18 protein-coding genes are annotated in these 20,000 nt (G+C 68.4%); 17 read left to right on the plus strand and 1 reads right to left on the minus strand.

The window, feature by feature from the left end:
* Genes WDZ97_RS14560 through WDZ97_RS14570 form a run of 3 tightly spaced genes read left to right on the plus strand, consistent with a single transcriptional unit; the run spans position 1 to position 2,447 of the window.
* Complete coding sequence (locus WDZ97_RS14560) at positions 1 to 645, plus strand: methyltransferase domain-containing protein (RefSeq protein WP_425763219.1); 645 nt, start codon at positions 1 to 3, stop codon at positions 643 to 645.
* Positions 646 to 651: 6 nt separating this feature from the next.
* Positions 652 to 1,494, plus strand: coding sequence for a glycosyltransferase (locus WDZ97_RS14565; protein ID WP_425763220.1), 843 nt, complete (start codon positions 652 to 654; stop codon positions 1,492 to 1,494).
* Positions 1,491 to 2,447 carry a glycosyltransferase family 2 protein gene (locus tag WDZ97_RS14570; protein WP_425763221.1) on the plus strand — a complete coding sequence of 319 codons (957 nt, stop codon included), beginning with the start codon at positions 1,491 to 1,493 and terminating at the stop codon, positions 2,445 to 2,447. The genes WDZ97_RS14565 and WDZ97_RS14570 overlap by 4 nt, the downstream gene beginning before the upstream one ends.
* A 6-nt stretch (positions 2,448 to 2,453) precedes the next feature.
* On the opposite strand, the gene WDZ97_RS14575 is transcribed toward WDZ97_RS14570, so the two are convergent.
* Positions 2,454 to 3,206, minus strand: coding sequence for a tetratricopeptide repeat protein (locus tag WDZ97_RS14575; protein ID WP_425763222.1), 753 nt, complete (start codon positions 3,204 to 3,206; stop codon positions 2,454 to 2,456).
* A 275-nt stretch (positions 3,207 to 3,481) separates the two neighbouring features.
* Between WDZ97_RS14575 and WDZ97_RS14580 the strand changes: the two genes are divergently transcribed.
* The 14 genes from WDZ97_RS14580 to WDZ97_RS14645 all read left to right on the plus strand — a co-directional run bounded on the left by WDZ97_RS14580 (position 3,482) and on the right by WDZ97_RS14645 (position 19,999).
* Positions 3,482 to 4,945, plus strand: a complete 1,464-nt coding sequence (locus WDZ97_RS14580; protein ID WP_425763223.1) for a lipopolysaccharide biosynthesis protein — start codon at positions 3,482 to 3,484, stop codon at positions 4,943 to 4,945.
* Complete coding sequence (locus WDZ97_RS14585; protein ID WP_425763224.1) at positions 4,942 to 5,727, plus strand: polysaccharide deacetylase family protein; 786 nt, start codon at positions 4,942 to 4,944, stop codon at positions 5,725 to 5,727. Before WDZ97_RS14580 ends, WDZ97_RS14585 begins: the two co-directional genes overlap by 4 nt.
* 6 nt (positions 5,728 to 5,733) lie before the next feature.
* Complete coding sequence (locus WDZ97_RS14590) at positions 5,734 to 7,284, plus strand: MBOAT family O-acyltransferase (RefSeq protein ID WP_425763225.1); 1,551 nt, start codon at positions 5,734 to 5,736, stop codon at positions 7,282 to 7,284.
* A gap of 5 nt (positions 7,285 to 7,289) precedes the next feature.
* Complete coding sequence (locus WDZ97_RS14595) at positions 7,290 to 8,354, plus strand: hypothetical protein (protein WP_425763226.1); 1,065 nt, start codon at positions 7,290 to 7,292, stop codon at positions 8,352 to 8,354.
* A gap of 70 nt (positions 8,355 to 8,424) precedes the next feature.
* On the plus strand, positions 8,425 to 9,378 hold the full coding sequence (locus tag WDZ97_RS14600; RefSeq protein WP_425763227.1) for a glycosyltransferase family 2 protein: 954 nt from the start codon (positions 8,425 to 8,427) through the stop codon (positions 9,376 to 9,378).
* Between the two features lie 4 nt (positions 9,379 to 9,382).
* Entirely contained in the window at positions 9,383 to 10,330 is a 948-nt protein-coding gene (locus WDZ97_RS14605) for a glycosyltransferase family A protein (RefSeq protein ID WP_425763228.1), read from the plus strand.
* A gap of 16 nt (positions 10,331 to 10,346) precedes the next feature.
* Positions 10,347 to 11,246, plus strand: coding sequence for a glycosyltransferase family 2 protein (locus tag WDZ97_RS14610; protein ID WP_425763229.1), 900 nt, complete (start codon positions 10,347 to 10,349; stop codon positions 11,244 to 11,246).
* Positions 11,247 to 11,256: 10 nt separating this feature from the next.
* The gene (locus tag WDZ97_RS14615; protein WP_425763230.1) at positions 11,257 to 12,207 is read left to right on the plus strand and encodes a sulfotransferase family protein; all 951 of its coding nucleotides are present in this window, start codon (positions 11,257 to 11,259) and stop codon (positions 12,205 to 12,207) included.
* Positions 12,204 to 13,097, plus strand: coding sequence for a glycosyltransferase family 2 protein (locus tag WDZ97_RS14620; protein ID WP_425763231.1), 894 nt, complete (start codon positions 12,204 to 12,206; stop codon positions 13,095 to 13,097). The genes WDZ97_RS14615 and WDZ97_RS14620 overlap by 4 nt, the downstream gene beginning before the upstream one ends.
* 7 nt (positions 13,098 to 13,104) lie before the next feature.
* Complete coding sequence (locus tag WDZ97_RS14625) at positions 13,105 to 13,956, plus strand: glycosyltransferase family 2 protein (protein ID WP_425763232.1); 852 nt, start codon at positions 13,105 to 13,107, stop codon at positions 13,954 to 13,956.
* Positions 13,953 to 15,578: an asparagine synthetase B family protein gene (locus tag WDZ97_RS14630; RefSeq protein ID WP_425763233.1), complete on the plus strand. Its 1,626-nt coding sequence runs from the start codon at positions 13,953 to 13,955 to the stop codon at positions 15,576 to 15,578. The genes WDZ97_RS14625 and WDZ97_RS14630 overlap by 4 nt, the downstream gene beginning before the upstream one ends.
* 99 nt (positions 15,579 to 15,677) lie before the next feature.
* Positions 15,678 to 16,904 (plus strand): glycosyltransferase family 4 protein, encoded by a 1,227-nt coding sequence (locus tag WDZ97_RS14635; RefSeq protein ID WP_304005821.1) that lies wholly within the window; start codon positions 15,678 to 15,680, stop codon positions 16,902 to 16,904.
* 55 nt (positions 16,905 to 16,959) lie between these two features.
* Positions 16,960 to 18,828, plus strand: coding sequence for an asparagine synthetase B family protein (locus tag WDZ97_RS14640; RefSeq protein WP_425763234.1), 1,869 nt, complete (start codon positions 16,960 to 16,962; stop codon positions 18,826 to 18,828).
* The gene (locus tag WDZ97_RS14645; RefSeq protein ID WP_425763235.1) at positions 18,809 to 19,999 is read left to right on the plus strand and encodes a glycosyltransferase family 4 protein; all 1,191 of its coding nucleotides are present in this window, start codon (positions 18,809 to 18,811) and stop codon (positions 19,997 to 19,999) included. Before WDZ97_RS14640 ends, WDZ97_RS14645 begins: the two co-directional genes overlap by 20 nt.
* The last annotated feature ends 1 nt before the right edge of the window (position 20,000 follow it).

Genomic DNA, 20,000 nt, shown 5'->3' on the forward strand with positions numbered 1-20,000 from the left:
GTGAGCGACATCCAGCGCTACCCCGATTCCCCGCGCAGCGAAATGCAGCGCTTCGTGCCCGCCGGCGCGCGCCGGCTGCTCGACGTCGGCTGCCACACCGGCGCCTTCGGCCACGCGCTGAAACAGGTGCGCGACATCGAGGTATGGGGCATCGAGCCTGCCGCCGACGCCGCGGCGCTGGCAGCAACCCGGCTCGACCGCGTGCTCGCAGAGCCGATGGCGGCCGGCTGCGCGCTGCCGGACGCCCACTTCGACGCCATCGTGTTCAACGACGTGCTCGAGCACATGGAAGCGCCGTGGCAGACGCTGGAACTGGCGCAGCGCTGGCTGGCGCCGGACGGCGTCGTCATCATTTCGCTGCCCAATCTGCTGCACGTCGATAACGTCGCGCACATGCTGCTCGAACGCGATTTCCGCTACGAAGGCCGCGGTGTGCGCGACCGCACCCACCTGCGCTTTTTCACCCGCAAGAGCGCACTGCGCATGATCGAGGACTGCGGCTACCGGATCGACGCGGTTGAAGGCATCAACGAATCGTGGTGGTCGCCGTCACCGCTGCGCCGCCTCGCCTTCCGCCTGTTCGATCGCTGGCTGGCCGAATTCAAGCCGCAGCAGTTCGCCTTCGTGGCGCGACCGCAACGCTGAGCCGCCATGGCTGCGCCGTCGATCAGCGTCGTCATGCCGTTGTTCAACGGCGCAGCACATCTGGCCGAAGCCCTCGATTCGGTGCTCGCCCAGACTTTGCCGCCTGCGCGCGTCGTCGTCGTCGATGACGGCTCGACCGATGGCAGCGCTGCGCTGCTGCAGCGCTACGGCGACCGGATCACGCTCGTGTCGCAGACCAATCACGGCCAGGCGCACGCACGTCGCACCGGCGCCAACGCTGCCGGCGGCGAACTGATCGCCTTCATCGACCAGGACGACGTGTGGGACGTCGACAAGCTGGCGCGCCAGGTCGACCTGATGCAGCGCTTTCCGGAAGCCGGCGCCACCTACTGCGATCACCGGCGCATCGACGCCGACGGCAAGCTGCTGGCCGCCACCGGCTCGGGCTACGGCCTGCGCGGCAGCGGCCGCATCCTCGACGCGCTGCTGCACGGCAACTTCATTCTCAGTGCCTCGCTGGTGATGGTCCGCCGCAGCGCCTACGAGGCGGCCGGCGGCTTCCTGCCACAGCGCGGCTTCTGGGCCGACGACTACAGCCTGTGGCTGCGCACGGCCGCACACGCCCCCATCCTCTATCAGGCGGAAACACTGGTGAGTTACCGCCAGCACGCCAACAACACCTCGGGCGACCGCTACGAGCAGGCGCGCGGCGACATCCAGGCGCTGCAGGAACTGTGCGCCCATCTGCGCGCAGCAGACATGACCGGGGCGCTGCCGGCGGCCCGGCGTGCCCTGCGCGACGCCTGCATCGGCACCGCGATGCTGGCGCGACAGCGTGGCGAGTGGCGGCAGGCGCTGCGCCATCGCGTCGCCGCCTGGCGGACATGAGCGCGATCACGGACAGCACGGTACCGCGCGTATCGGTGGTGGTGCCGACGCACAACCGGCCCGCACTGCTGCGCGAGGCACTCGCCTCGATCGCCGCACAGACCTGTACCGACTGGGAAGTGGTGGTGGTCGACGACGGCTCGACGCCGCCGATCGATGCCGCTGCGCTGGAAGCCGTCGTCAACGGGCGGCTGCGCCTGGTCCGCCACGATCAGCCGCGCGGCGTCGCTGCTGCGCGCAACAGCGGCTTCGCCGCTGCCCGCGGAGAACTGATCGCCCAGCTGGACGACGACGACAGGCTGGCGCCGGAAGCCCTGTCCGCCGCCACACTGGCGCTGCGCAACGCCGACGTGGCCTTTATCGGCGTAGACGCGTTCGGTAACGAGTCGGATGAGGTCAATCTGCGACAGCGGAGCGCGACACGACGAACGCTGCGCCTCGCGAGCGCCCGCGCCGGAGACGACGAATGCGTCATCACCTTCGATGGTCGCTTGTTTGCGGCGCTGCTGCTCGGCGTGCCGGCTGCATTCCAGCATCCGGTTTTCCGGCGCACCGCCCTGGATGCGGTCAGCCCAATGTGCAACGACCACTGGCCCGAATCGGCCTGGGCGCTCGAGGCGGCAGCACGTGGGCTGCGCTGCGTGCTGGTCGATCGGCCGCTCTACCAGTGGCGGCGTGACGGTCAGAGCTATTTCTCACAGGCCGCGCTGGCCAGCCGCATGCACGAGCACGACGTGGAAATGAAACGCGCGCTGTTCGAGCGGCTGCAGCCGGTGCTGCAAGCCGAACATCGCCGGCTGCTCGGGCGTGCGCTGGGCAACGCCCTGTTCGACCGCTGCTGGGCGACGCAGGGTGTCGCGCCCGGATTCTGGCGAGATTTCCTCCGTTCGCTGCGCCTGGCGCCACGGGCAGGTCATCTGGCGCTGCTGCTCAGGCGGCTGCGCGCCGACTGAGAACGCTTACTCGGCTGCTGCAGGCGCCCGCTCAGCCGCGGGAGCAGTCGTCGTCGCGCCCGGCTCCGCTGCGGACGCCGACTCGGCGGCCGGCGCCGCTTCCGGAGCCGCTGCGCCCTCTGCGGCCGGCGGCGCTTCCGCCGGCTTGGGCTTGGGAACGGGCACCACCTCGATCGCCGCCGGCTTGATTCCCGCGGCACGCATCTCGGCGATGCGCAGGTCTATCTTCTTGTTCTCGCCGCAGTACTCACTCGCCTGCATGAGCACCGACAGCGCATCCGACTTCTTGCCCGCCTGGTAGTACATGTCGCTCATCGCGACCCAGGCGTCGACCAGCTTGGGATTGAGCTTGAGCGCCTCGTAGAACTTCTGCCGTGCAATGTCGTACTCCCCGCGGAGCTGGTGGCCGCGGCCGAGATTCACGTAGGCGTCCGGTCGCAGATAGAAGGTTCTTTCCGTGCTGTCGATGATGTAGTTGAAGTTGCCGACCACCGCATTGGCCATGAACTCGCGCTGCTGCTTGTTGTTCAGATTGGCGTAAGCCAGATTCAGCGCCTTCAGCCCGAAACAGAAGTGGTGGATATGCAGGTAGTTCTTCGGGCCCAGTCGCTGCGTCCAGTAATCCACAAGTTCCTTCGGCTCGCGTTCGATACGTGCGCGACAGAACGGCGGATACAGCGCAAAGTCCTGCTCCGTCCAGTTGGTGGTCTCATTTCTGCGCGCTGAGACATCTGCAGCGAACACGAACAGCGGGAGCATGCAGACGAGGAGGTGCCTGCTGCGGGAGGATGGGGATCGCAGGATCGACGAAAGCATGCAAGGTCTCTCCGGTGGGTCAGAAGGTCGAACAGTAGAGCACGCGAAGCGTCCCGCGAACAGCGACGCAGCTAACGCTTGGCTTCAGACCGGCAACGCTGGCCTGCGCCACGGCGTGACAGGGTGTGCAAGGCATCGGCCCTGTCTGATGCGATACTTTCGCGATCACTCCCGCCGCAGAGGCGGATCTTCCGGAACCTGCCCCTTCATTCGCCCGCATGGCCGCCAGTCACAGCTTCAGACACAGCGTCGGTTGGCTCTTCCTGGGCAACACCAGCATCCAGATACTCACCTTCGCCTTCGGCATCGTGCTGGCGCGCCTGCTCGCGCCGGCCGAATTCGGCATGCTGGTGACGATACAGGTGTTCACCGGTCTGGCCGGCTTCGTCTCCGGCGGCGGCATGGGTCAGGCGCTGGTGCGCGCCAAGGAGGCCACGAAGCACGACTACGACGTGGTGTTCACGCTGCAGCTGCTGATCGGCATCGCCATCTACGCGGTGTTCTTCTGCGCCGCCCCATGGTTCGCCCGCTGGTACGACACGCCGCTGTACGAGCAGCTGCTGCGCGTGTCGGCGCTCACCTTCATCACGCGACCGCTGGTCAATCTGCCGAACAGCATCCTGCACCGGGAAATGCGCTTCAAGGCGCAGACCGTCGCCCGCGTCATCACGCTGTTCGTGGCCAGTGGCACCAGCATCGGGCTGGCCTTTGCCGGCTGGAGCGTGTGGAGCCTGGTGCTCGGCGGCATGGCGGGATCGATCGCCAATGCCATCGCCCTGGCATTCATTGCGCGCTGGCGGCCCGGCCTGAGCTTCGAGTTCGCACGCGGTCGAGAACTGGCGCGCTACGGTTTTCTGGTGTCGGTGAACGACATCGTCGTGTATCTGCGCAACCAGGCGTCGAACTTCGTGCTCGGCCGCACGCTCGGCATGAGCGCGGTCGGTCTGTTCAACAAGTCCGACAGCCTGGTGCGCATGCCCAATATGTTCATCGTCGGCTCGGTCTATCAGGTGCTGTTCCGCGCTCTGGCGCGGGAGCAGCACGACGACGCGAAGTCGCGTCACATGTTCCTGCACAGCATCCGGCTGGTCGCCGTGTACGCGGCGCCGTTCTATGTGCTGCTGCACCTGCTGTCGGCGCCGATGATGAACGTGCTGTACGGCGCGCGCTGGATCGAAGCCGCCGGGCCGCTGTCGCTGCTGGCCATCGCCAGCCCCTTCCTGATGATCGCCAACCTGTGCGGGGCCGTACTGGCCGCACGCAACTGGCTGCACCGCGAACTGAAGGTGCAGATCGCGCTGCTGCTGCTGACCGGCGGCGCCACGCTGGCTGGCCTCGAGTACGGACTGAACGGCGTCGCGGCGGCGCTGATCGCGGTCGCCGTCTATAACGCCACGCATATGTACTGGCTGGCGTCGCGCTGCCTCGGCACCCGCTGGCGCGAACTGTTCGGCGCGCTGACGCCGGCGCTGCTGCTGGCCGTCCTGATGGTCGCCGTTGCACTGCCGCTCGAGCACTACGCGCGCAATCTGCCGGAACTGCTGCACCTGATCGTCGTCGGCGGCTGCAGCGCGGCCGTCTACGGCTTGTGCTTTCTCTTCCTGCCGATCGGAGCGCTTGCCGGCGAGCGGCAGAAATGGAAGGCGAAGATCCCCTTCCTGCGTGCGGAGCCGCGCAAATGAGCGATCCGGTCTCGCGCCTGCTGCTGCGCCGGGCCGGCGGGCACGGACCCGTCATGCTGATGTACCACTCGGTGGCTGCGGGAAGCGGCCGGCCGGACTGGCCGTGGGCGGTGTCCATGCAGCAGTTCCGCGCGCAGATGGACATCCTGCAGGCAGGTGGCTGGGCGACGCCGACCATGGGCGAACTGCTGGCCGAGCCATTGCGCTGGCAGGGCCGGGTCGCCGTCATCACCTTCGACGACGGCTATGCGGACAATCTGGCCGCCTTCGATCTGCTGCGCGAACGGCAGATGCGTGCCACCTGCTTCATCGTGACCGGTTCGATCGGCGAAGCGCCACGCTGGAGCTCGACGAACCGCCCTCCGCTGACGCTGCTCGACCGCGCGCAATTGCGTGCTCTCGCGGAATCGGGCATCGAGATCGGCTCGCACACCGTGAATCACCTCCGCCTGCCGGCGCTCGACGACGACGCATTGGCGAACGAGTTGCGCGATTCACGCGCAGCGCTGGAAGACATCACCGGCGCGCAGGTGCGCAGCTTCGCCTACCCCTACGGCGCCTGGGACGCACGCTGTGCCGCGGCCGTACGCGACGCGGGTTATGCCGGCGCCTGCACCACGCGCACCGGCTGGGCGCTGCGCGACGGCGACCCCTACGGCCTGCGCCGCCTGACGCTGTACAACACGGATCACGCCGGCAGCTTCATGCGCAAGCTGGCGGCCGGCACCAACGATGTGGGCTGGCCGGCGACGCTGCGCCGGCTTCTGCTCGGAAGAGGCTGAGCCGGAATGCTGTTCAACTCGTGGGAATTCCTGCTTGTGTTCCTGCCGTTGAGCTTCTCCGGTTTCTTCCTGCTTGCACGCGCAAACCGCCGCATCGCCGCGGGCTGGCTGTTCATCGCCTCGCTCGCCTTCTACGGCTGGTGGGAGCCGATACACGTCCTGCTGCTGCTCGCCTCGATCGCCTTCAATTTCACGGTCGGTTCAGCGATTTCGTCGGCGCACGCGGCCGGCGCGTTGGCACGCGCAAAGCGTCTGCTGTGGCTCGGCATCGTCGCCGACCTGGCTCTGCTGGGCTGGTTCAAGTACGCGAACTTCGTCGTGAATAGCGCGAACGCGGTCGGCGACTTCGGCTGGCAGCTCGAACACATCGTGCTGCCGCTGGGCGTGTCCTTCTTCACCTTCACTCAGATCGCCTTCCTGGTCGACGCCTTCCGCGGCGAAGTGAAGGAACGCAACCCGATCCACTACGGCCTGTTCGTGACCTGGTTCCCGCACCTGATCGCCGGGCCGGTGCTGCATCACAAGGAAATGATGCCGCAGTTCGCCGCCGCGGCGACCTACCGCTTCAGCTGGGAGAACGTCGCCGTCGGCGGCACGATGTTCGTCATCGGGCTGTTCAAGAAGGTGGTGCTGGCCGACGGCGTCGCGGTCTTCGTCGCTCCTGTGTTCTCGGCCGCTGGCAATAGCGTGCAGCCCGGCATCATCGAGGCCTGGTGTGGTGCACTGGCCTACACGCTGCAGCTCTACTTCGACTTTTCCGGATACTCCGACATGGCGATCGGCCTGTCGCGCATGTTCGGCGTGCGCCTGCCGCTCAATTTCGATTCGCCTTACAAGGCGGCCAACATGATCGAGTTCTGGCGGCGCTGGCACATGACCTTGTCGCGCTTCCTGCGCGATTACCTGTACTTCGCGCTGGGCGGCAACCGGCGCGGGCCGCTGCGCCGCTACATCAACCTGCTGCTCACCATGGTGCTGGGCGGCCTGTGGCATGGCGCCGGCTGGACCTTCGTCGTCTGGGGGGCACTGCACGGAGCCTATCTGTGCGTGAACCACGGCTGGCGCACACTGCGTGCGCGCATCGTTGCTCGCCCGGCCGGCAGCGCCGAGCGCCTCGCCGGCGCGGCGCTCACCTTCGTCGCCGTCGTGCTGGCCTGGGTGTTCTTCCGCGCCAGCGACTTCGACGCCGCCTGGCGGCTGATCGACGCGATGCGCGGCCACGCCGCATTGCAGGTGCCGGCCAACTGGCCGCTGGCCTGGCAGCTCACCGCCGCGCTGAACGCAGTCGGTCTGAGCGCGACGCAGGGGGTGCCGGTCACCGCCTTCGACCCGTCCGGTCACGCACCTTTCTGGATCGCCGGCCTGCTTGCCATCGTCTGGCTGGCACCGAATTCGCAGCAGATCATGGCGCGCTTCGAGCCCGCGCTCGAACGCGTACAGGCGTCGAGTCTGGCCTGGCGACCGACCCGGCTGACGGCGATCTGCGCCGGCTGCGCCCTCGGTTTTGCGCTGCTGCATCTGAACCGCGTCAGCGAGTTTCTGTACTTCCAGTTCTGACGCACATGAGCCGACCGGTCGTCTCCTTCCGCCGCTACATGGCCCTGACGGCACTCAGCGCGGCGGCGGTCTGCGCCCTCGCCTTCGCCATCAATGCGGCGGTCGATCCGCTGTGGCATTTCGGCGGCAACCGCTTCAGCGGCGTCAATCCGCACTTCAACGAGCGCCTGTCCAAGATCAACCTGCTGCAGCGCCGGATGGCCGATTACGACTGCGTGATCTTCGGCAGTTCGCGCGGCACGCTGATGCCGGGTGACGCCTTCGCGCCGCACCGCTGCTTCAACCTGTCCTTCGCCAGCGGGCAGATCGAGGAATTCGTCGCCTACGCCGACTACCTGCACCACCTCGGCATGCGACCGAAACTGGTGGTGGTTGGCGTCGATGGCTTCAACTTTCTGCGCGAAGGGCGCGATCCGCCGTCGATTCCGGACTTCGTCCGTGAGTTGCGCCCACCGCCCGGCGTGCTGGCGGACTACCTGTCGGCTGGCAGCCTTGCGCTGTCCTGGCAGGCGCTGACCCAGCCCGGCACGCCGCGCTATTACGACCGCAACTTCGACTGTGTCATCCGCGCCGACGCCCCCGCCTTCGACCCGGCGCGCTTCCGCAGCGCGGAAGGCCTGCAGCGCAACGACGCCCGGCGCCGCCAGTCGATTCCGTTCGACAGCGCCAACGCGCGTCTGTATGGCGAACTGACGAAGCGCTTTCCGGACGCCCGCGTACTCGCCTACGTGCCGCCGGTCAGTGCCTGGCGCATCGACGAAATGGAGCGCCACGGCCTGCTGGAAGGCTATCTCGACGCGCTGTACGCGACCGCCCGGCACTTCCCGCGCCTGATCGACTTCTCGCTGCCCGGCGAGCAGACGGCGCGAACCGACAACACCTACGACGGTTCGCACTATGCGGTGGCGGTGAATCGGGACATGGCGGCACAACTGATGTCGGACCGGGCGCCTGCCTGGGGCGTCGACGTCACCGCCGCGGGCCGTGACGTATACCAGAGCCGTTATCGGCAAGCGCTGCTAGCATTCCGGGACGCTCAAGAGTTTCGCGCATCCGCCCACCTACCGTGACCGCCGCCGTCCGACCGTCCTTCGCCCCTTCCGCAACCCTGCCGCCTCCAGTCCTGCGGAGCAACGCGGCGTGACGCCTGCCATCTCCATCGTCATGCCGTGCTACAACGGCGCCCGCCACCTCGCGCGGAGCGTGGCCAGCGTACAGGCGCAGACGCGCGGCGACTGGGAACTGATCATCGTCGACGACGGCTCGCGCGACGACTCCTGGCAGCTGATGCAGGCGCTGGCCGCGGCCGACCCGCGCATCGTGCCGCTGCAGCAGGCAAACGCTGGCGCCGCCGCGGCGCGCAATACCGGACTCGCGCAGGCGCGCGGCCGTATGCTGGCCTTTCTCGATTCCGACGACACCTGGCGCCCGGAATTTCTCGAACGCATGTCGGCTGCGCTGGCCGGCCGCGAGGACGAAGCGCTCGCCTACTGCGGCTGGCAGAACATCGGCGTCGGCCGCGAGGGCAGCAAGCCCTTCGTGCCGCCCGAATACGAAACGCCGGACAAGATCGAGAAACTGCTCGGCGGCTGCCGCTGGCCCATCCATGGCGCCATGCTCGGCATGGCGGCCATCCGCCGCCACGGCGCCTTCGACACCGCGCTCAGTTCGTGCATGGATTACGACCTGTGGCTGCGCCTGGGCAGCGTAATGCCTCTGGTCCGTGTGCCGGAGGTGCTGGCCTTCTACCACTTCCACGACGGCGAGCAGATCACCAAGAACCGCTCGCGCATCGCCTTCAACCACCTGCGTGCGCAGCGCAAGTTTCTCGCAGCGCACCCGGACATCGCGCAACGGCTCGGCCGACGGCGCGTCCGGGCCTTGACCAGCGGCGAGCTGCTGCACCGCGGCTACGTCAGTTACTGGAAGGGCGACACGGAGACTGCCCGCTCGTTGTTCAGGGCAGTCATGGCCAGCGGCTACGGCCGCCCGAAGGACTGGCTCTACATGCTGCCGGCGCTGCTGCCGCTGCCCCTGCATCGCGCGCTGCTGCGCGCCATGCGCGGCGACCGGGCGGGCAAACAACAGGGATGACTGCATGATCAGCTTCGCCTTCTGCACCTACAACCGCGCCGATCGCCTCGATGCGCTGGTCGCCGCGATGCGCGCCCAGCAGGCAGACGTTCCGTTCGAAATCCTGGTGGTGAACAACAACAGCAGCGACGACACGCTGGCCGTGCTGGAGAAGCTGGCAGCCCAGCCCGGTGCGCCCTTGCGCTACGTGACCGAATCGACGCAGGGCATCGTGCCTGCGCGCAACCGCGCACTCGCCGAAGCGATGGACAGCGACATCCTCATTTTCATGGACGACGACGAACTGCCGCATCCGGGGCTGGTCGCTGCGGCTCACCATGCAATCGCCGTCGAAGGTGCGCAGTGCGCAGGCGGCCGCGTCGAGGTGAGCTTCGCGCCGGGGCAGCGTCCGCACTGGCTGGAGGACGACCTGCTCGGCTTTCTGGCAGAAGTGAACCATGGCCCGGACGCGTTCTGGATCAAGGACGATACGACACCGGTGTGGACCGCCAACGTTGCCTACGACATGCGCATCTTCCGTGACGACCCGACGCTGCGCTTCGACAAGCGCTTCGACCGGATCGGCAACGTGATCGGTGGCGGCTCGGACGCCATCATGTTCCGCGCCCTGCTCGAACGTAAACTCAGGCTGCGCTACCGGCCGGACATGGTGGTCGACCATTTCGTCGAAACCTGGCGCCTGAAGCGCAGCTATTTCGTGCGCCTGCACTACCGTGGCGGCCTGCGCTTCGGCGAGCACCGGATGCCGCGTGCCGAGCGCGAGTTGCTCGGCGTGCCGCCCTTCCTCGTGCGTCAGCTGGTGTCGCATACCGGCCAATGGCTGAAGATGATGCTCACCGGTCAGCGCGGCACGCTGCGCCAGGGCATGAATGTGGCCCACACCTTCGGCGCGCTGCGCGGTTACCGCCGGCGCGGCCGCAGCGCGACGACGGCGCCGGGCGCGGTCGCCTGACCTGCCCGCCATTGCAATGCACACGCTGACGGTACTGATCTGCACCCACGACAGGCGTGAACTGCTGTCGCGGGCACTGGCGTCGCTCGATGCCTGCCGCCTCCCGGCGAACTGGGACGTGCGCATACGCGTCATGGCCAACGCCTGTTCCGACGACACCCTGGACTGGCTGGCAAAGCGTCAACACGGCATCCCGCTGGACTTCGACCACGAGCCCCGCCCGGGAAAGTCGAATGCACTGAACCGCGCACTGCCCGGCATCACCACCGACTGCGTCACCTTCGTCGACGACGACCACCGGGTGGACGCCGGGTATATCGAAGCCGTCTGCGCCGCCTTCGACCGCCACCCGGAAGCGGACCTGCTGTGCGGCCGCATCCTGCCCGACTGGGACGGCAGCGAGCCGGACTGGGCGCGTGACACCGGTCCCTATCGTGTCTATCCGCTGCCGGTTCCGCGCTTCGATCTCGGCGACGACTGTATCGAAGTCCCCACCGGCAAGGCGATTCCCGGCGGCGGCAATCTCGCCGTACGCAGCGCCTGGCTCGCACGCATCGGCAGCTTCTCGACCGAACTCGGCCCGCAGGGGCACAACCTCGGCGGCGCAGAGGACATCGAATGGGTCAAGCGCGGCCTCGCTCTCGGCGCACGCCTGATCTACGCACCCGACATGGTGCAGTATCACTTCGTCGATGGCGCACGGCTGCGCACCGGCTACGTCGTGCGCAAGGCTTTCATCCGCTCGTCCTCGGTTGCCCAGGTCGATGGCGTGCGCCCGGCCGCCTACATGGTGCGCAAGGCCCTCGGCTATTTCGGCTCGGCCGCCACGTCGCTGACGGCCAACCGCCGCCGCCACTACCTCGTGCGCCTGGCCGCCTCCCTGGGCGAGCTGCACGGCGCACTGAAGAATCGCTGAACGGACCTCGATGCTGAACAAACTGGCCAAGCTGCGCGATCCGGACATCGTCGCCAAGAACATCGTCGAACTGCAGCGTGATGCGCGCGGCCTGTGGTGGGATCTGACCCGCCCGACGCCGCAGCCGCCGGTCTTCCTGGTCGGCTGTTCGCGTTCCGGCACCACGGTCACCTTCGAAACCATCGGCGCGTCGAAACAGCTGGTGAACCTCGGTTTCGAAATCCCGCAGTTCTGGAACGAGCTGTACGGTCCGCTCAACAACGGCTGGCATTCGGAAGCCGCCGGCGCCGAACACGCAAAGCCGGAACACCGCGACGCAGCGCTGCGCTTCTTCTACCGTCGACTCGGCGGCGGCCGCGTGCTCGACAAGACCTGCATCAACGTGATGCGCATCGGCTACCTGCACGCGCTGTTCCCGGAGGCGAAGTTCGTGTTCATCCAGCGCGACGGCCGCGACAACATCAGCTCGATGATCGACGGCTGGCGCCTCGGCCGCACCGACGGCGACTTCCATCTGTCGCAGTTCCTCGGCGACTTCCCGGAGCCGGTGGCGATCAACGGCGGCGAGTACACCGACTGGGCCTTCTTCCTCGCGCCAGGCTGGCAGGCCTACAACCACGCGTCGATCGAGGAGGTGTGCGCCTTCCAGTGGATCAGCGCCAACCAGCTGGCGCTCGACGCCGCCGCCGCGCTGCCGGCCGACCGCTGGATACACCTGCGCTACGAGGACCTGTTCGAGCGACCGGTCGACATGTTCCGCGACGTCTATGCGCGGCTCGACCTCGACTTCACGCCGGACATCGAACAGCGCTGCCGCACGCTGGACCAGCGCCCGACCAGCATCGTCAAGGGCAAGCCGGCGAAGGCAAAGTGGAAGCAGCAGAACCCGGAACTGATCGAGCGCATCCTCGACCGCATCGCGCCGATGCAGACCCGTCTCGGCTACGACACCGGCGCATGAGCGGCCCGCGCGTCAGCGTCGTCGTCCCCGCGTACAACGCGGCCTGGTGTGTCGCCCGCGCCATCGACTCGGTGCTGGCGCAGACCGCTCGTGACTTCGAACTGATCGTCGTCAATGACGGCTCGACCGACGACACCGCCACGGTGCTGGCCGGCTACGGCGATCGCATCCGCGTCGTGACACAGCAGAACGCCGGGCTGTCCGCCGCGCGCAACGCCGGCATCGCCGCCGCGACCGGCGACTGGGTAGCCTTTCTCGACGCCGACGACTGGTGGCTACCGGGCAAACTCGCCGCGCAGCTGGACCTGGTCGACGCGCAGACCGACATCGGTTTCTGCTCGACCGCGGCGCTGATCGTCGACCCCGAGGGCAGGCAGGTCGGCACCTGGGAAGACAGCGGCGCGCACGGCGCCATCCTGCGCGACATCTTCGCCACCAACGCCACCGTCGCCGGCAGCGGCTCCGCCGTGATGGCGCAGCGCAAGCTGTTCGCGCGGACCGGAGGTTTCGACACCGCCTTGCGCAGTCTCGAAGACATCGACATGTGGATGCGTCTCGCTGCCATCACCCGTTTCGGCTGCGTGCGTGAGGCGCAGGTGTGCATCCTGCGTGCACCGGGCAGCATGAGCCGCAATCGCGAAGTGATGCGCAACAGCGCGCTGCAGGTGATGAACAAGAATCGGGATCTGCTGCCACCCCCGGACCGTGGCGCGTTCTGGCGCACCGCGATGGCCGGCGTGCTGGCCGACTACGCCAAGTGGCGCTACCGCGACGGTGAGCGCGCGGCCGCGCTGCGCGATCTTGTACAGGCCTTCGCGCTGGCGCCGCTGGCGCGCGGCCGCCTCATCCTGTCATTGGCGCTGGCCATGCTGACCGGCCGCCCGGTCTGACGCAGCGATGCAGAGCGTCGTCATCCCGGCGCACAACGCGGCCCGCTGGATCGCCGACGCGATCGCCAGCGTGCAGTCCCAGCCACTCTCGTCGGCACCGGACATCGTCGTCGTCGCCAACCACTGCAGCGACGACACCGCGGACATCGCCCGCGCGGCCGGCGCGCGCGTCATCGACAGCCCGGCGCCCGGACCCGCCGCCGCGCGCAATGCCGGTGTGGCCGCGGGCCGCGGCGAATTCATCGCCTTCCTCGACGCCGACGACCTGTGGCCGGCCAACAGTCTGCCCGCGCGGCTCGCGCTGCTGGAGGCGACGCCCGATGCGGCGATGGTGTTCGGCGATTGCCGTCAGTTCGACGACGTCGGCGACGGCACGACTCGGCCGCACGCACGAACGCTGTTCGAACAGGGCGGCCTGGGTGCGGACTTCTTCGGCGACGCCAATCGCGTCGTCGATCCGCTGGACAAGCTGCTCGATGCCGACTTCGTCACCACCGGCGGCGTCGTGATGCGTCGCGACGCCTTCGAGGCACTTGGCGGTTTCGACACCTCACTCGCGCTGGTCGAGGATCTCGACCTGTGGCTGCGCTGCGCCGCGCGTTTCCCGCTGCTGTGGCATCCGGGCCTGGCGCTGCTGCGCCGCCGTCATGACAGCAATCTGTCGCGCGACACCACGGCGATGCAGCGCGCCTACATCGACGTGCTTGGCCGCCTCGCGCAGTGGCCCCAGGCGCAGCACCTTGCGGCGCGCATCGACGCGCTGCGCCGGCGCGAACTGCGCTCGCTGGCGCGGCAATCCCTGTCTGCCGGTCACCCGCTGACCGCGCTGCGTCAGTGGCTCAGGGCGGTATCTACATGAACGCGACGGCGCACGGACATTTCGATCCACGCAGCGGCCAACTGACGCTATCGCCGGGATGGTTCCGGCCGCCAGCGGCAGCGGCCGATCTGCATCTCGCCGGCGAGCTGTTCCGCGGCGAAACGCTGAACGACCCGCTGCGTGACGGCGTCGCGCCGGACGCCGATGGCCGCTACGCGCTGGCCGCCTGCGACAGCGCGCAACGCCGGCTGCTGCTGGCGCGCGACCCGGCCGGCTCGGTATCGCTGTTCTGGCACCGCGACGCGCAGGGCTGCCTGCATTTCGCCACGGGGCTCGACACCCTGCTCGCACAGTTGCCGACCCGGCCCGGCATCTCGGCACGCGGGCTCGACGAATTCCTGCGCTTCCTCGACATCGCTGCACCGAACACCATCCATGACGGCGTCTACGCGCTCGAAGCCGGCGCCGCGCTGGTGTTCGACAGCGGCGGCGTGCGTGCGCTGCCGCATGCGGCAGCGCCGCCCTTGCCGGCCGACTATGACGCAGCCTGCGACGAAGTCCATGCCCGCCTGCTGGCCGCCATCGCGCGCCGGCTGGACGGCGCGCACGCGCCGGCCGCCTTCCTCAGCGGCGGCGTCGATTCGGCCCTGCTGTGTGCGCTGGCGAAGGACGGCGGTCACGCGATCGAAGCGTGGTCGGTCGGCTTCGACGACGCGACACTGGACGAATCCGCCACCGCGGCGCGCATCGCCGCCCACCTCGGCCTGCGCCACCATGTGCTGCGCCCCGACCTCGACGCGCTGGAAGCCGTGTTCGAGCGGGCGCACGCGCACGCCGAACAGCCCTACTGCGACCCGGCCGGCATGCCGACGCGGCTGCTGTACGAGGCGTGCGCGCAGCAGTCCGACCGCGCGCTGGACGGCACGGGTGCCGAGGCGCTGGCCGGACTGATGCCGGCGCGCTGGCGGCGCATCGCGCACGATCACGTGGCCCGCATCCCGGCGCCGCTGCGCCGCGCCATCGCCGGCACCTTGCAGGCACTGCCGCTGATCGGCGGCTACGCGCGGATGTTCCGCTTCGACGTGGCACAGGACCTGTTCATCCGCTGGAACGGCTTCAACGCCACCGACATCGCCCGCCTGACCGGTCGCGCAGCCGATCTGTCGGGCACCCGCTTTTATCGTGAGCACGCGGCGCTGGCCGGCCGTTCGCATCTGCAGCGCCTGTCGGTGCTGCAGGGCGAGGCGCAGCCGGACGACCGCATCCGCCAGGCCGCGCTGGCGACCGGCTTGCGCATCGAACACCCTTTTGGCGCCGCCGACGTCAGCCGCCTGCTGCAGGCGATGCCGGAAGCGTGGTGCTGGCAGGCCGGACGCGAAAAGCGCCTGCTGCGCGACCTGCTGGCGCGGCACGTGCCCGAAGCCATCTGGGATACACCGAAGCGCGGCTTCAATATCGACCTCGTCGCGCTGTTGCGCGGCCACGACCATAGACTGGTGCGACGCCACCTGGGCGACACTGCCGCCATCGAGCGAACCGGTCTCGATCCGGCGGAAGTGGTCCGCTGGCGCGATCGCTTCATCGCCGGAGACACGCGCGCTGCCCACCGCGTATGGGGGCTGATCAACCTCGCGGCGTGGCGGGCGCGGCACGACAGCTGACCGGGCGAACACCCTGCAGTGCGGCATCTTCCCTCGTCGCAGGGGCGCAGGCTCGGCTACAGTAGTCGCCCATTACGCACCCGACCGCCTCCGGCCCGCATGAGCCTGCACAGCGCATCGAGCACACCGTCCCAGCAGGACCTCACGCCCGCCAGTCTGGCTGCGGCGCGGCCGCTGCGCGTGCTCATGTACTCGACCTATTTCCCGCCCGAGTTCAGTGGCGCTGCGCAGCAGGCGCTGATGCTGGCGCGACAGTTGCGGAGGCTCGGCCATCATGTCGAATTCGTGACGGTGCGCTGGCGCGATCTGCCCGAGCACGACACGGTGGATGGCTTTCCGGTCACGCGTCTTTACGCCGGACGCGGTGCCAAGCATCGCGAACTGCGGCTGTGGGCCAATCTGTGCGCCTACGTCTGGCGGCGCCGTCACGACTTCGACGTGCTGCACAGCCACGGCGCCTATTACACGAATGCCATCGTCGGACCGCTGGCACGCGCCGCCGGTCTGAAGTCCATCGTCAAGGCCAGCCTGGCCAACGACGACCTGCACGACATCGGCCGCACGCTGAGCGGTCGGCTGCACCGTGCGCTACTGCGCCAGGTCGACGCCTGCGTCGCGATCAGCCGCGATCTGGTGCGCGAGTTCAACGACTGCGGACTGCCGGCCGAACGCATCCACTATCTGCCGAATGGTGTCGATACCGCGCTCTTTCACCCCGCCGACGCCGCCGCCCGCGCGGCGCTGCGCAGTGAACTCGGACTGCCGGCCGACGTGCCGGTGGCGCTGTACGCCGGTGTAATGGACGCGCGCAAGAATATCGAATGGCTGGCCACACAGTGGGTGCATCAGGACGCCTTCGGCACCGGCGCCCTGCTGGTCGCCGTCGGCCCGCAGAGTCGCGAGGACCCGAACGGCGAACTGATCGCCCGCCTGAACGCGCTCGGCCGGCAGGCGCCACAGCGTTTCATGCTGCGGCCGCGCAGTGCCGACGTGGAGCGCTATCTGCGCGCAGCCGACCTTCTGGTGCTGCCTTCGCACCGCGAAGGCCTGCCCAACGTGGTGCTGGAGGCGATGGCCAGCGGTCTGCCCTGCGTCGCGGCCGACGTGAGCGGCACCCGCGATCTGGTGCAGCACGGCCGCACCGGCTATACGTATTCGCCGGACGACCCGCAGGCGCTGGCACTGGCCGTGTGCAGCGGCCTGTCACCGGCCGGACGCGCGCTGGGCGAGAACGGCCGGCGCATCGCCGAGGAGCAGTTCTCGCTGCACAGCGTCGCACAGGGCTACAGCCGGCTGTACGACCGCCTGGTTGGAGCACAACGATGAAGACGTACCGCGCAAGGGGCACCAGCGAGTGCGTCCGCACTGAAAAGGAAGAACGATGAGCAAGATCTGCGGCTGGCTTGACGGCCCGAATCCGCCCAATGCACCACTCGACGATCGCACCGGGCTGATCGGCAACATGGCCGAGCGGCTTGGCGGCCTGTCCGATGCCGGCGTGCAGTTCCGTCTCGGTGGCCGCGCCGCGGTGGCGGTGCGCGCCCGCCCCGGCGATACGGAAGTGTGCAAGGACGGTGACCTGCTGCTGGCACTGGCCGGCAAGCCGTCGTGGGCGGACGCCGACCTCGCCGCGCGCGCCGCACACACCGGCATGGCGCAGTCGCTGCTGCAGGCCTGGCGCGAGCGCGGTCCGGCATTGCTCGAATCGCTGCGCGGACGCTTCTCGCTCGCCCTGGTCGACGGCGCACGGCACGAAGCACTGCTCGCCATCGATCGCGTCGGCGCGCAGGAGCTGTGCTACGCGCTGCGCGGCAGCACGCTGGTGTTCGGCGCGACCACCGACGCGGTGACCGCGCACCCGGCAGTGCGCCCGGCGATCGATCCGCAGTCGCTGTACGACTACCTCTACTGCCACATGGTGCCGGCACCGGCCACCATCTACCGCGACGTATTCAAGCTGCTGCCGGCGCAATACGTGCATCTGCGCGACGGCGCACTGCGCACCGGCTTCTACTGGAGCATGCCCTACGCCGACGATACGCCCGACGACTATGCCCGCTACGCGGCGCAGTTCCGCGAGCTGCTCGAATCGTCGGTGCGCGACGCGACCACCCGCGACAGCGTCGGCGCCTTCCTCAGCGGCGGCACCGACAGCTCGACCGTCGCCGGCATGATGGCCCGTGTGACCGGTCGCGGCCCCGACACCTATTCCATCGGCTTCGACGCAGACGGCTTCGACGAAATGGAGTTCGCGCGCATCGCCGCCGGTCATTTCGGCTGCACCGCCCACGAGTACTACGTCACCCCGGCCGATGTTGCCGAAGCGATCCCGAAGATCGCAGCCATCTACGACGAACCCTTCGGCAACGCCTCGGCGGTGCCGACCTACTTCTGCGCCCGCATGGCGCGCGCCGACGGCCGCACGCTGATGCTGGCTGGCGACGGGGGCGACGAAATCTTCGGCGGCAACGCGCGCTATGCCGATCAGGAAGTGTTCGAGCGCTACGGCCGTGTGCCGGCACCGCTGCGCGCAGTACTGAACGGCGTGCTCGGCCAGCTGCCCGATGCGCTGGCGGTCGGCGTGCTGCGCAAGGGCCGCAACTACGTGCAGCGCGCGAGCATTCCGCTGCCGGACCGGATGGAGGTGTTCAACCACGTCGAACGTGAGGGCGCATCGCGCATCCTGCCCGAGCGGCTGCTGCGCGGCATCGACCCGGACCACCCGCGCGCGATCGCGCGCGAGGTGTACGGCCGCACACGGTCGCAGGCCATGGTCAACCGCATGATGCATCTGGACCTGAAGCAGACGCTGGCCGACAGCGACCTGCGCAAGGTGTCGCGCATGTGCGAACTGGCCGACATCGAGGTTCATTACCCGCTTCTCGACGAGCGGCTGATGGACTTCTCGGCCATGCTGCCGGCCGACTACAAGGTGCGCGATGGCCAGCTGCGCTGGTTCTTCAAGGACGCACTGAAGGACTTTCTGCCGCAGGCGACGATCACCAAGTCCAAGCACGGCTTCGGCCTGCCCTTCGGCCTGTGGATGCAGCAGGACCCGCAGCTCAGCCGCATGGCACACGACGCGCTCGACGCGCTGGCGCAGCGCGGCGTCGTGCAGCCCGATTTCGTCAAGCATCTGCTGGAGCGCCACCGCAGCGAACACGCCTCCTACTATGGCGTGATGATCTGGGTGCTGATGATGCTCGAACACTGGCTGGCCGCGCATCCGAATGCGCGACTGGACGGGTGAGGCGATGAACACGCCCGACGCCCGATTCCTGGTCATCACCGAACTGTTCCAGCCCACCAAGGGCGGGACGGCGGTGTGGTTCGACGAGGTGTACCGCCGCATGGGCGGCGCCGGCACGCACATCCTGACCGCCGACGTGCCGGGTGCCGAAGAGCACGACCGCGCCAGCCCGAACACCATCCATCGTCTCGGGCTCAAGCGCTATCCATGGCTGCGTCCGGAGTCGCTACCGGTCTATCTCGAGTTCTTCCTGAAGACGCTGAGCGTGGGCTGGCGCCATCCGGTCACCCAGATCCACGCCGGCCGCGTGCTGCCCGAAGGCCTGGTCGCCGTGCGCGCCGGCCGATTGCTGCGCCTGCCCGTGGTCATCTACGCGCACGGCGAGGAAATCACGACGTGGCGCCAGCCGCGTCGGGTCAAGGCGATGCGCGAGGCCTATTGCGGCGCGCAGCTCGTGATCGCCAACAGCGAATTCACGCGCGGTCTGCTGCTCGACATGGGCGTGCAGCCGGAACGTGTGGTCATCATCAATCCCGGCGTGGACACCGAGCGCTTCCGCCCGGGACTGGATGGCTCGAAGCTGCGCGCCTCGCTCGGCGTGAAGCCGGAGGCCAAGCTCATCCTGTCGGTCGGCCGGCTGTCGCGGCGCAAGGGTTTCGATTACGTGATGCAGTCGGTGCCGGAGCTGGTGCGCCGCGGGCTGGACGTGCACCACGCGGTGATCGGCAAGGGTGAGGACGCCGAGTACCTGGCCGGCATCCGTGCCGCGTCGGAAATGCCGGAACGCATCCACCTGCTCGGCGGCGTCAGCGCCGACGATCTGCCGCTGTGGTACGCGGCGAGCGATCTGTTCGCGATGCCCAACCGCGACATCGGCGCCGACACCGAAGGTTTCGGCATGGTCTATATCGAGGCGGCGGCCTGCGGCCGCACCTCGCTGACCGGCATGGCCGGCGGCACCGGCTCGGCCGTGCTCGACGGCGAAACGGGTCTGCGCTGCGACGGCAATTCACTGCCCGCGGTGACCGAAGCGCTGTTCACGCTGCTCGACCCGACGACCGGCTTCGGCGCGGCCTGCGCCGCCCGTGCGGAAACGCGGGCACATCGGGATTTCTCGTGGGCGGCGGTGATGCGGCAGACGGTCGAGCATACGCACGATCTGAAACGCTGAC

The organism is Methyloversatilis sp. MC4-4 (assembly GCF_049843555.1).
In the GTDB taxonomy this organism is placed as follows: Bacteria; Pseudomonadota; Gammaproteobacteria; order Burkholderiales; family Rhodocyclaceae; genus Methyloversatilis; species Methyloversatilis discipulorum_B.

Bases quoted from the DNA above. Each gene is read 5' to 3' on its own strand.
- WDZ97_RS14580 (WP_425763223.1), top strand. From the start codon at position 3,482: ATGGCCGCCAGTCACAGCTTCAGACACAGCGTCGGTTGGCTCTTCCTG.
- WDZ97_RS14570 (WP_425763221.1), top strand. From the start codon at position 1,491: ATGAGCGCGATCACGGACAGCACGGTACCGCGCGTATCGGTGGTGGTG.
- WDZ97_RS14565 (WP_425763220.1), top strand. From the start codon at position 652: ATGGCTGCGCCGTCGATCAGCGTCGTCATGCCGTTGTTCAACGGCGCA.
- WDZ97_RS14620 (WP_425763231.1), top strand. From the start codon at position 12,204: ATGAGCGGCCCGCGCGTCAGCGTCGTCGTCCCCGCGTACAACGCGGCC.
- WDZ97_RS14615 (WP_425763230.1), top strand. From the start codon at position 11,257: ATGCTGAACAAACTGGCCAAGCTGCGCGATCCGGACATCGTCGCCAAG.
- WDZ97_RS14610 (WP_425763229.1), top strand. From the start codon at position 10,347: ATGCACACGCTGACGGTACTGATCTGCACCCACGACAGGCGTGAACTG.
- WDZ97_RS14590 (WP_425763225.1), top strand. From the start codon at position 5,734: ATGCTGTTCAACTCGTGGGAATTCCTGCTTGTGTTCCTGCCGTTGAGC.
- WDZ97_RS14630 (WP_425763233.1), top strand. From the start codon at position 13,953: ATGAACGCGACGGCGCACGGACATTTCGATCCACGCAGCGGCCAACTG.
- WDZ97_RS14640 (WP_425763234.1), top strand. From the start codon at position 16,960: ATGAGCAAGATCTGCGGCTGGCTTGACGGCCCGAATCCGCCCAATGCA.
- WDZ97_RS14645 (WP_425763235.1), top strand. From the start codon at position 18,809: ATGCGCGACTGGACGGGTGAGGCGATGAACACGCCCGACGCCCGATTC.
- WDZ97_RS14585 (WP_425763224.1), top strand. From the start codon at position 4,942: ATGAGCGATCCGGTCTCGCGCCTGCTGCTGCGCCGGGCCGGCGGGCAC.
- WDZ97_RS14625 (WP_425763232.1), top strand. From the start codon at position 13,105: ATGCAGAGCGTCGTCATCCCGGCGCACAACGCGGCCCGCTGGATCGCC.
- WDZ97_RS14605 (WP_425763228.1), top strand. From the start codon at position 9,383: ATGATCAGCTTCGCCTTCTGCACCTACAACCGCGCCGATCGCCTCGAT.
- WDZ97_RS14595 (WP_425763226.1), top strand. From the start codon at position 7,290: ATGAGCCGACCGGTCGTCTCCTTCCGCCGCTACATGGCCCTGACGGCA.
- WDZ97_RS14635 (WP_304005821.1), top strand. From the start codon at position 15,678: ATGAGCCTGCACAGCGCATCGAGCACACCGTCCCAGCAGGACCTCACG.
- WDZ97_RS14575 (WP_425763222.1), bottom strand. From the start codon at position 3,206: ATGCTCCCGCTGTTCGTGTTCGCTGCAGATGTCTCAGCGCGCAGAAAT.